The sequence below is a fragment of the Protofrankia sp. Cas3 genome, assembly GCF_963555955.1.
Lineage (GTDB): Bacteria > Actinomycetota > Actinomycetes > Frankiales > Frankiaceae > Protofrankia.
In genome coordinates this window covers 21,453-32,899 of record NZ_CAUVXP010000053.1, presented here as the reverse complement: position 1 = coordinate 32,899, position 11,447 = coordinate 21,453, and the positions used below count along the sequence as shown (strand labels likewise).

General features: G+C 66.1%; 8 protein-coding genes. 4 read left to right on the top strand and 4 right to left on the bottom strand.

Annotated features, from left to right (window positions below; genetic code table 11):
* Nucleotides 1–353: 353 nt before the first annotated feature.
* Complete coding sequence (locus tag U9983_RS12325; protein WP_322754145.1) at nucleotides 354–1,727, bottom strand: C2 family cysteine protease; 1,374 nt, start codon at nucleotides 1,725–1,727, stop codon at nucleotides 354–356.
* Between the two features lie 167 nt (nucleotides 1,728–1,894).
* On the bottom strand, nucleotides 1,895–2,152 hold the full coding sequence (locus U9983_RS12320) for a hypothetical protein (RefSeq protein ID WP_322754149.1): 258 nt from the start codon (nucleotides 2,150–2,152) through the stop codon (nucleotides 1,895–1,897).
* A 284-nt stretch (nucleotides 2,153–2,436) separates the two neighbouring features.
* Between U9983_RS12320 and U9983_RS12315 the strand changes: the two genes are divergently transcribed.
* Nucleotides 2,437–3,816: a spermidine/putrescine ABC transporter substrate-binding protein gene (locus U9983_RS12315; RefSeq protein WP_322754144.1), complete on the top strand. Its 1,380-nt coding sequence runs from the start codon at nucleotides 2,437–2,439 to the stop codon at nucleotides 3,814–3,816.
* A gap of 31 nt (nucleotides 3,817–3,847) precedes the next feature.
* Here U9983_RS12315 and U9983_RS12310 read toward each other — a convergent pair whose 3' ends face one another.
* Nucleotides 3,848–5,125, bottom strand: a complete 1,278-nt coding sequence (locus U9983_RS12310) for an aspartate aminotransferase family protein (protein ID WP_322754143.1) — start codon at nucleotides 5,123–5,125, stop codon at nucleotides 3,848–3,850.
* Nucleotides 5,126–5,409: 284 nt separating this feature from the next.
* On the opposite strand from U9983_RS12310, the gene U9983_RS12305 reads away from it, so the two are divergent.
* The 3 genes from U9983_RS12305 (at nucleotide 5,410) to U9983_RS12295 (ending at nucleotide 9,870) form a co-directional block, all read left to right on the top strand.
* On the top strand, nucleotides 5,410–6,903 hold the full coding sequence (locus tag U9983_RS12305; RefSeq protein ID WP_322754142.1) for an aspartate aminotransferase family protein: 1,494 nt from the start codon (nucleotides 5,410–5,412) through the stop codon (nucleotides 6,901–6,903).
* A gap of 229 nt (nucleotides 6,904–7,132) precedes the next feature.
* Nucleotides 7,133–8,563 carry a gamma-aminobutyraldehyde dehydrogenase gene (locus U9983_RS12300; protein ID WP_322754141.1) on the top strand — a complete coding sequence of 477 codons (1,431 nt, stop codon included), beginning with the start codon at nucleotides 7,133–7,135 and terminating at the stop codon, nucleotides 8,561–8,563.
* A 209-nt stretch (nucleotides 8,564–8,772) separates the two neighbouring features.
* Nucleotides 8,773–9,870, top strand: coding sequence for an alpha/beta fold hydrolase (locus tag U9983_RS12295; RefSeq protein ID WP_416211378.1), 1,098 nt, complete (start codon nucleotides 8,773–8,775; stop codon nucleotides 9,868–9,870).
* A 777-nt stretch (nucleotides 9,871–10,647) separates the two neighbouring features.
* Here the strand turns inward: U9983_RS12295 and U9983_RS12290 are convergent.
* The gene (locus tag U9983_RS12290; protein ID WP_322754148.1) at nucleotides 10,648–11,427 is read right to left on the bottom strand and encodes a glycerophosphodiester phosphodiesterase; all 780 of its coding nucleotides are present in this window, start codon (nucleotides 11,425–11,427) and stop codon (nucleotides 10,648–10,650) included.
* Nucleotides 11,428–11,447: the final 20 nt, after the last annotated feature.

Genomic DNA, 11,447 nt, shown 5'->3' with positions numbered 1-11,447 from the left:
CCGGTGGCGACCGCGTCCAGCCCGGCGAGGACGGGATGCTCCCGGCCCGGGCGGGCGGTGGCGGCGGCGCTCTGCATAGATCAACGATAACCCGAAATGCCCGCAAAGTCGAACATTTGTTCGTACTGGGTGTGCATATCAGTCCGACCGCCACAGGATCCATTGCGGAGCGTGGCCCTTGGTCGGGTTGACATTCCTCGGACCTTCGTCGCTGGGCGAGACGGCCTGCACGCTGGAGATCTCCAACCGATCTGCGCGGCGGTTCGGCGGTCCGGCGCAGCTGGACGCAGGAGGCAACGCCGGCCGGTGTACGCCGCCGGAAACCAGCGGTTATCAGCTGGAGCCGTTCGTGGTTACGCGGCCACGCCGATCCCGGCAAAATACGTCTGGAAGGTGTTGGCCTCGATTCCGAATGTCCCGTCGTTCGGTGCCAACGCGATCGGGCGCCACCAGCTGATGTCGTACATGAACGTTGTTCCGCTGAGAACCCCGACCGTCGGCTCGGTGTTGCCCCATGGATTCCGCAGTATCAGGTACTTACTGCCGTCTCGATAGGCCCAACCAAGTATCGTATAACAATGTGACCCGACGATGTTCGTGTTGTCGTACACAATTTTCTTCGGGCTGGCCGATCCAGTGGAATATGTCCAGGCGGTCATCGGCCGGAATGTCCGGTAGCTCAGCGAGTTCGAGCGGACGACGTCCCACAGCTGGTCGCCTGATCGACTCGCCGTGTCGTAATAAGACGTGTTTCCGCCGGTGAGCTGGGCGGTGGCGGAGACGCAGTCGCCCCAGGCCGTGGCCGTTATGTCCGGTTGATCACTGGAGGTTCCGGTCTTGAGCTTTGCGTATGCCTTCTCATAGACGGCCGGCCAGATCTCACCGGCTTCGCTCGACCGGCAGTAGATGAATCCGCCGCCGCTGCTCAACGGCACTTTCTCGGTCACCTCGACGTCTCGGTCGACCGCGCCGCCGCTGTTCGGCTTGTAGAAGCGCACCATGTCGACGAAGGACTGCTGTGCCGATCCGGTCGCCCTCGTCAGCTGCCTGATCGAAAACGGCGTCGCCCAGGCCACCGCCGCGAGCGCCGCGATGTAGTAGCAGTTCGCCACTGCACCCTGAACCGGGTCGAAGTATTCCGCGGCTTCGTTGAAAAAGGTGCCCGCATCCGTCCACTGTGCGCCCGGTGGGGTCCAGCTGTTCGCATTCCCAGCTGGCTGCGGGTTGTAGCTCACGGTCCGCACGATGTCGGCCGTCAGGACGTGCGCGAGACGCCGCAGCCGGTCCTTTTCCGGTACGCGGAGGGTTAACAGGAGCCGGTTACCCGGCCCGGACTCGGCGCGTAGGACGGGTATACCACTTATGTCGTCGGTACCGAACTTCGCACCCAGGTCGCCGAGTACCTCGAGACCCTGGGTCAGATCAACCGATAGTTCCAGATCGTTGACATGCACGACTGTCTCGGAATCGAGCAACGGCGAGCGCACCTGCTGGAGGCGCAGGTTGGCATCGAGCTGGAGACCGGTATAAAGCGGACCTTCGTGTACCGGATCGAAAAGTTCCTCGTAGGGAGTCTGCAGGAGGTCCTCGAGCAGCGATCGCCGGTCCGTGACGGCGTTCCAGTCGATACGCCGTCCGGCAATAACCTCGGCCAACGGGTACGGATTGATGACACCGCACTGCTGTGCGACATCCGAATTCGGAGTAAAGCCTTCGTCTGACGGCATGCGCGGATCCTCCGGTCGTGCCCTGAGATGATCGGGCTTCCGCCCCTTCTGGCGAGCCCGACGCTAGAGGAACACCGTGGGGGCTGACCCGGGTGGTTTCACCGGACTTTTGGCGGCCGGACTTCCCCCGGGTTTCCCCGGGTTTTCCCTGGGCATTGGCGGCGGGCTCAGGGTCGCGGGGTTCGCCATGGGCTGGCCGGCCGCAGGAGGTCGGCTGATCGCAGTAGTACCTCGGCGAGCGTGCGGGCTTCTTCGGGCGTCAGGTAGGCGGCGGCCAGCGCGTCGAGCATCGGCGCGTCCAACCGAAGCAGGATCACCGCCGCCTGCCCCGCGGCGGCGGGCGGCTCCGGCCGGACAGTGATTTCTGCCTGGCCGATCCGGGTGGTCAGGACACCGTCATGCGGATCGTGGTGCACCAACGCCATGGTCATCCACTCCTCCCGAACCGAGTTGATCCTGGCCGACGTACTTGTTGGACTCCCGTTGGCCGGCCGGGGTTGCCCTGGTCGGACGTCGAGAACGCGACCGGCCCAGCGGCATCCTCGGGATCCCGGTGGAGCCCCGCTGTCGTCCCGGCGACGTTCGGCCACGTTGTGGTCCTGAGAGTGACGATACAGACGCGCAGTTGAATATTGCTGACGGGAATCTTGATCATTATGTGCGAACGGTAACTCGACTGTCATCAACAGCTCATAAGAGGAGGGGCGCGATGTCGACGATGTCCGAACGACCCGCTGCTGACGTGTCCGGGAATGATCACAATGATCTGTGTCACCCTGCCCTGATCCGTGGCCTGACCAGGCCGCGGATGGCGTTGCCGCAGACAGCCTCGGCGCGGTCTGGACGGGTGGGCACCGAGGCGGATCTTGGACGGCGGGCGTTCCTCCGACTGTCCGGCATGCTGACGGGTGGCGGCGTTCTGCTGGCCGCCTGCGGCTCGCAGAAGGCGGGCCCGCCACCGGTGCCGGCAGGGCCGAGCCCTCTGCCTGCACACACCGTCGCTGACTTCTGGGCAGGCAGGACGCGGGCGGGCCATCTGGACTTCGCGAACTGGCCGCTGTACATCGACACGTTTCCCGGCCAGAAAGACGGGCATCCAACGCTCGATCTGTTCACCAGGACGACGGGAATCACGGTCTCCTACCGGGAGGTCATCGACAACGACGAGTCGTTCTACGCGGGCTTCCGGGCGTTACTCGAGGCAGGCCGCCCGATCGGCCACGATCTGATGGTCATCACCAACGGTCAGGTGCTCGCGGAGCTCATCCGGCTGAACTACCTGGCACCGCTGGACGGGAATCGGCTGCCCACCTTCTTCGCCAACGCAGACGCGACCGTCGTGAATCCCTCCTACGACCGGGACAACAGGTTCACGGTCGCCTGGCAGTCGGGAATCACGGGGATCGCCTACGACCCGAACCGCACCGGCCGTGAGATCAGGAGTTTCAGCGACCTGTTCGACCCGGCCTTCGCCGGCCGGGTCGGGATGTTCGGCGACGTCCGGGACCTGCCGAACTTCACCCTGGTGGGGCTGGGGATCATGCCGGAAACATCGACCCCGGCGGACTGGCGCAAGGCCGCGGACACCCTACGCAGGCAGCGTGCTGATCGTATCGTCCACAACTACTACCAGCAGGACTACATCGAGCCACTCAAGAAAGGGGATGTGTGGCTCTCCATGGCGTGGTCCGGCGACATCTTCCAGGCCAATGCCGAAGGCGCGGACCTGCGTTTCGTCGTCCCGGACGAGGGCGGGATCCTCTGGACGGACAGCATGTGCATCCCGGTGACCGCACCGCATCCGGTAGATGCGATCACGCTTATGGACTTCGCGTACCAGACGGACGTCGCCGCGAAGCTGGCCGAAGGAATCAACTACATCACGCCCGTCCCGTTCGCCCGTGACCGGATCCTGCGGGACGCGGTCGCGGCCACTGGTGACCAGCGGGCGCAGCTGACCGCCACGGCCAACAGCTCGCTGGTCTTTCCCACCCGTGCAGATCTTGCCCGCCTGCACCGCTACCGGGTTCTGGACAGGGCGGAGGCCGTCGAGTGGAATGCCCTGTTCCAGCCGATTTACCAGACCTGATCATTATCGGGTATGTCGCCCGCCGCGGCGTTCACCGCCGTACAAGTGCCGCGTCGAGAGCGGTTGAAAGCAGGTCCACGTCGGCGAGGTCGATGACCAGCGGCGGGCAGAAGGCCAACGTCGAGGAACCGAGTGGCCGGACGATGACGCCATGGGCGAGCATGCGGTCGCGGATCTCCGCGGCGGCCAGACCGCCCGGCAGGTCCACCGCCCACATCGCGCCGTGGCCGCGGACGTCGGGGAGACCGTGCGCGGTCGCGACCGCGCGCAGTCCCGTCTCGAGGCGCTCGCCGATCACCGACGCCCGGCCTGCCAGCCCTTCGGATTCGAGTATGGCGATGTTGGCCAGCGCGGCCGCGCATGCCGCCGGATGCCCGGAGTAGGTGCCGCCATGGCGCAGCACCACGTCTGGACGGCGTAGCGGTTCGTGCACCGCGGGGCCGATGAGTACTCCGCCGAGGGGCTGGTAGCCGCTGGTCACGGCCTTCGCGAAGGTCACGAGGTCGGGCCGGACGCCGAAGTGCTGGGCACCGAACCAGCTGCCCAGCCGACCGAACCCGGTGATCACCTCGTCGAGGATCAGGAACGCGCCGTGGGCGTCGCACAGGTCCCGCAGGCCCGTGAGATACCCGGGGCGCGGCGGATACACACCGCCCGCCCCGATCACGGGCTCTGCGATGACCGCGGCCACCCGACGGGGCCTGTCCGTCATGATCGCTGCCACGGCATCCAGGTCGTCCTTGTCCACCCGGATGATGTCGCCGACACCCGGGCCAAAGCCGGCCCGGTTCGCGGGCAGGCCGGTCAGGCTCATGCCGCCGTAGGTGACGCCGTGGTAGCTCGGAGACCGGCTGATGATGATCGACCGCTCCGGTTCGCCGGCGACTGCGTGTGCCAGGCGGGCGATCTTCATGGCCGTGTCCACCGCTTCCGATCCGCCGCAGGTCAGAAACACCCGGGCGCCCGGCATGGGTGCCAACGCGGCGAGTCGCTCGGCGAGCGCGTCGGCCGCCGGGTTGGTGAACCGCTCGAACAGGTGGAAGGCGTCGAGTCGCCGCAGTTGCGCCGCCACCGCTTCGATGATTTCTTCGCGACCATGTCCGGCTGCGCAATACCACAGACTCGCCATGGCGTCGACGTAGCGCCGACCGGAGTCGTCCACAACGTGCGCACCCTTGCCGGAGACGATGCGGATGAACGAGTCCGGCGTCGCAGCCGGGCGCGCGAACGGGTGCAGTAGCGGCGGCAGCGCCGTGGTCCGATCGACACCGGTGGTGGAATCGTCGGTTTCTGACGGCGTGATGTGCACGGTGATCCGCCCCCCTCATGGACGTTCCACGCTGACTCGTGGCGCAACCATTCTCACTCCAAGAGCGCCTGGATATGCGTCCACCTCGGGCTGCGCGAAGGGGAACAGTCGGTATGGAGCCGACATTTCTCGTCCTGGCGTGTTCCTTGGGTTCCCTTGTCGATGAGGTGATCGGGCTACGCTTTCCGTACCTGACTAGAGGGCCAAAGGGCGCGCGACGATCGTCAGATCGCGCGCCCGCAGGCCGCAGTCCCGGTAGTACTACCGGAAGGGACGCGGGGAGTATGAGCGGAACGACAGCTGAGTCGAGGGCGGGCGCTTCACCCGCCGACCACGCCGACCACGCCGACCAGGCGGACCACGCCGACCAGGCAGACCACGCCGACCCCGTCGGCTCCGCCGGCTCTGCCGAGCGGACGAGCGCCCTCACCGAGCGGGAGGAGCGCCGCCTGGCTGAACGCACACCAGGCTCCCGGGCGATGCACTCCCGGGCACGTCAATCGATGACCGGTGGGGTGCCGTCGTCCTACCAGGCTCGCGACCCCTGGCCGATCTACCTGACGCACGGGCGGGGTTCGCTGGTGTGGGACGTGGACGGAACCGAGTACTGCGACTTCCACAACGGTTTCGGCTCGATGGTGCAGGGGCACGCGCACCCGGCGATCGTTCACGCCGTGCGTGAGCGGATCGGGCTGGGCAGCCACTTCGCGATGCCGACCGAGGACTCGGTGATCGTCAGCGAGGAGCTGGCCCGGCGTTTCGGGCTCCCGCAGTGGCGCTATGTCAACTCGGGGTCGGAAGCGACCATGGACGCGATCCGGATCGCCCGGGCGGTGACCGGACGTGAGACGATCATTAAGATCTTCGGCTCCTACCACGGTCATCACGACTATGTGATGGTCTCGATCGGAACTCCCTACGACGACATCGGGCCTGCCGATCACATGGCGTCGCTTGCCTACGGCGAAGGTATCCCGTCGGCGGTGGTCGACCTGACCGTGCCGGTGCCGTTCAACGATGCCCCGGCCATGGAGCGCCGGATCGAGGCGTTGGTGGCCCAGGGGCGTCCGCCGGCTTGTGTGATCATGGAAGCGGCCATGATGAACCTCGGTGTGGTCCTGCCCGAGCCCGGCTATCTGGAGGCCGTCCGGGACATCACCCGCCGGCACGGAATGGTGTTGATTTTTGATGAGGTCAAGACCGGCCTCTGCGTGGCGCCCGGGGGAGCGACCGAACGGTTCGGTGTGCGTCCGGACATGGTCACCCTGGCCAAGGCGCTCGGCGGCGGGCTGCCGTCCGGGGCCATCGGTGCCACGGCCGACATCATGGAGGTCGTCGCCACCGACCGGGTCAAACAGGTGGGGACGTTCAACGGCAACCCGCTGACCATGGCCGCCGCACGGGCCAGCCTGTTCGAGGTCCTCACTGCGGACGCGTATGTCCATCTCGACCGCTTGGGCGATCGGCTTATCGCCGGTTGCGACGAGATTCTCCGATGCCACGAGCTGCCCGGCTACACGGTCGGTATCGGTTCCAAGGGCTGCGTGCACTTCGCCGATGCCCCGATCCGGGACTATACGTCGTTCATGGCGCACCAGAACCCGGCTCTGCCGGAGCTCGCCTGGCTCTACAACGCCAATCGCGGCGTCCTGATGGCGCCAGGCCGGGAGGAGGAGTGGACGCTGTCGGTGCAGCACTCTGACGCCGATGTCGACCGCTACCTGGCCGCCTTTGCGGCCATGGCCCACGACCTCGCGGACGCGACGGTCAGCGGGTGAGACGGGTGAGACGGGTGAGTCGGGTGCGGGCATGACGTGGAATGCGTGGTTCGGTATGGTTTCCGCGGTAGATCCGTCTGCCGGGCACGCAATCGATGGTCTAGTCTGTTTGTTGGTGGCCTTTTCACTGAGACAGGCCCCGGTGGTCGCCGATGACGGCTAGGGCCTAGGAGCAGACAGCCTCTTGCGGCGTAGCCCCGTTCCATCCGTGCTGGTCAGCGGAGTGTGTATGGACAGGATCCTCACAAATTTCATCGGCGGCGCCGGTGTCGCCGGTCTCGACGGACGAACGATGCCCCTGGTGAACCCGGCCACGGCAGCGGTCTTCGCCGAGGCACCCGTGTCCGGACCGGCCGATGTGGACGTGGCGGTGCGCGCGGCGTCGGACGCGTTCGAATCCTGGCGTGACACCACACCGAGCGAGCGGGCCAGAGCCCTGCTCAAGCTCGCCGACGCCATTGAGGAACGCGCAGACGATCTCGTCCGGGCAGAGTGTGAGAACACCGGGAAACCGATCGCGCTCACCCTGGCTGAGGAGATTGCGCCGACGGTGGACCAGATCCGTTTCTTCGCCGGTGCCGCTCGGCTGCTTGACGGACGTTCGGCCGGCGAGTATCTGGCCGGGCACACAAGTTTCGTGCGTCGTGAGCCGGTCGGCGTCTGCGCGCAGGTCACCCCCTGGAACTACCCGCTGATGATGGCGGTGTGGAAGTTCGCGCCGGCGATCGCCGCGGGCAACACCGTTGTGCTCAAGCCGTCGGAGACGACCCCGGTCAGCACGTTGCTGCTGGCCGAGATCGCAGCCGAGTTCCTTCCCGCGGGCGTCCTCAACGTGGTATGCGGGGATCGGGACACCGGCCGGGCCCTGATCGCTCACCCGGTGCCGGCGATGGCGTCGATCACCGGCAGCGTCCGGGCTGGGATGGACGTTGCCCGGGCGGCCGCTGACACCCTCAAACGGGTCCACCTGGAGCTTGGGGGCAAAGCGCCGGTCATCGTCTTCGACGACGTCGATGTCGCTGCGGCCGCAGCGGGGATCGCGGGTGCCGCCTATTTCAACGCCGGTCAGGACTGCACCGCCGCCACCCGGATTCTGACCGCGCCCGGCGTCCACGACGATCTTGTCGCAGCCCTGACTGAACAGGCACGGGCGACCAGAACGGGCGCTCCGGACGAGCTGGACGCAGCCTACGGTCCGTTGAACAACGTCGGTCAGCTCGGCCGCGTCCACGCGATGGTGGATCGCACGCCGAAGCATGCACAGGTGCTCACCGGCGGGGCACCGTTGAACCGCTCGGGGTTCTTCTACCCGGCGACGGTTGTCGCGGGCCTGCGCCAGGATGACGAGCTGATCCAGCATGAGATCTTCGGACCGGTTGTGACGGTCCAGCGGTTCAGCTCCGAGGACGAGGCTGTTGCCTGGGCGAACGGGGTCGAATACGGGCTCGCGTCCAGTGTGTGGACGCGAGATCATTCTCGGGCGATGCGGGTTGCCCGCCGGCTGGACTTCGGCTGCGTATGGATCAATACCCACATTCCGTTGGTGGCCGAGATGCCGCATGGAGGCTTCAAGAAGAGCGGATACGGGAAGGATCTATCGGTCTACGGCCTTGAGGACTACACCCGGATCAAGCACGTGATGAGCAACATCGAGTTCTGACCGGCTAACCGTACCGTCAAGGTATGAAAAGTCCCAGCCGGCCGCAGGCGAGGTTCCAGGACCTGACCAGTGGCTTTGTTGTCTGCTTTGTCCGCCGGCCGGCCTGGTTGAGTGGTCGGCTGGTTGAGTGGTCGGAGGCGGCTATGCGCGAAAATCGTATCCGCGTTGCACATGATCTGGCAGGCATGCCCGCGGACCGTCAGGACGGCATGACTGGCGCCGCGGATCGCGGGGAGATCGACCGGGCCCACCCGCCGGGCACTTCCCGCTATGCCACCCGGTACGTGACCGTGCACGGATATCGTCGGGCCTACATCCGCGCTGGGCGCGGCCCGGCGTTGCTGCTCATCCACGGGATCGGCGACAGCTCGCAGACCTGGGCCGACCTCATTCCGTTGCTTGCCCGTGGCCGAACGGTGATCGCTCCGGATCTCCTCGGCCATGGTCGGTCGGACAAGCCCCGCGGTGACTATTCCATTGGCGGATACGCCTGCGGAATGCGTGATCTTTTGACGGTACTCGGCATCGATCGGGTGACGGTGGTCGGCCACTCCCTGGGGGGTGGGGTGGCCATGCAGTTCGCCTATCAGTTTCCCGAACGGTGTGAGCGGGTGGTGCTGGTAGGCACCGGCGGGGTGCGCTCCGACATCCATCCACTGCTACGCCTCGCGGCGCTTCCGGGTTCAGGACCAGTGCTCTCACTGCTCACCACGGCATCCGTGCGCCACATCGGCTGGACGGTGACCCGGGCGTTGCGTTGGCTGCGCACCGATCTGGGCCGGGATGTCGACGACCTGATGCGCACCCTGGAAGACCTGCATGTGGACACCGCTCGGGCGGCATTCCTCCGGACGCTGCGAGCGTCCGTGGACGGACACGGGCAGGCAATCACGATGTTGGACCGCTGTTACCTCGCCGCCGGAATGCCCTCTTTGATCATCTGGGGTGGGCATGACGCGGTGATTCCGCCGGAACACGCGCGGATCCTGCAGGCGGCGATGCCGGGTAGTCGCCTGGAGATCTTCGCCGACGCCGGGCATTTCCCGCACCGCAGCGATCCGGAGCGCTTTCGGGCGGTCCTGGAGGATTTTCTGTCCTCGACCCGTCCGGCAACGTACTCGGCCCGGCAGTGGCGGGATCTTATGCGTTCGAAGGGACGCCATCCCGACCAGCGGCCCGCCGGAAGCCGGAGTCGGAGCCGGCGGATGAGTCCGGCCGCCGGTGGGGAAACCGCGCTTGCAGCCGCTTCGAGTACCCCGGGCGACACCCGTGGCGGGGAAGGACCGGGCGTGCGGGGAGAGCCATGATCGTGGGTGCCGTCCTGGGTGGGGTCCAGTTCGCGGCCTCCCGCCGAGGTTCATACTGAGCAGGAGCCATGGGGTGTTCTCTGGACTGAACAACCGCGGTCGGTTGGCTGTGCGCACCTGGCCGGCCGTGCCGCTACCCGCTTCATCCGGACCCGCTTCAGCCGGCTCAGCCGGCTACCGCGCCAGATCGTCGAGACAGATGCCACTTCTTTGTTCCAACCCGCTATCGCATTGGGACACCGCGGCCCGCTATCGTGGAGTTCGTCGGGCGCGGTCATGCCAATGTGGCCTATCCTCGTTGTAGTAACTGAAGTCAGAGATATATCGGAGGTCGACCGTTGGCACGTCGTGCGCGTCTGAGCTGGCCGGAAGAGCGTCGCCAAGCAGGTGAGGTCGTCGTCCGCCGGGTTGACCCCGGCCGTGGCTGGACCCTTGAGCAGGCTCGTGATCTGGTGCAGCAGGGTTACTCTGTCGAACATGTAGCGGAACGGACAGGATTTCCGGCGCAGATGCTGAAAGTGGCTGCCGAGGAGTGAGCCGTTCGGCGAAGCGGTGCCAGTCATGAAATATGCACTCTCGGCGATGCAAATGTGGGCGGGATCCGGCTCGGTTCACCGAGGTGAGCCACGGGTCCGGTCGGCGTCACGTCAATGCGTCGAGCCAGTTACTCTGTGCAGTGTTGGGGATAGTGTTGGCAATCGCATCCAGGTCTAATTGAGTGATTGGTGTTTTGTGTCGGCCATTGCCGGCCGGCGATGATTGAGTGTTGTTTTTTGATCACTGGACGTGATGTGTACGCGTGATTGTTGTCTCGCTGTCGGTGGCGTGTACAAGGCGGCCGAGGTGGTCGGAGTAGACCCCGTCCAAGCCGAATCCAAGAAGGCGCTTCAGGGTACGGGACGACTGGGCATGCCAGCCGAACGCAAGAAGTCCGCGAGCGTGAACCAGTCGCACCATCGCGGCGGACCAGTCGTTGGCACGTAGGTTCAGCACGGTGGCCCCGGCTGTGATCGCACCACGGGTGTAAACTTCCAGCGCCGCAGGGACTGCGGCGCTCGGGCGCGCGTCCTGGTAAGTACGGATCTCCCGGATGGATGCGGAGTTCACCAGCATTACCGTCGCGTCGGGGTCGCCACGATTGTCGAGTTCGATGATCGGCCGCCACACGCGGATTGCGTCAAGGTTCCCGCACAGCCACAGCCGTCCCGCCGCGTTCACCGCACGGGCGCTTTCGACCACAGCCCGTGCGGCCCGACCCGTGGTGGCGGGCGGGTCTTTCAGATCCAAGCTGAGTTCAAAGTCGTTGCCACAGGCCGCGTAGAGGTCAGCCAGGCGCGGGAGCCACCGCGGGAGCCTGGCCGCCGGCGTCTGGCTGATCCGACGGCGCCGTCCAGGTGGTCCGAATACGCCGTCGTGATGCAACACCGGAACACCATCAGCCGTCAGCCACACGTCCGACTCCAGGCCGCGCGCACCGCCCGTCAGCGCCCGGTGGAATGCCGCCAGGGTGTTCTCCCGCTGGAACACCGCGGGCGCCCCCCGGTGGGCAAAGCCGATCGGACGCCGTGCGCTACGGA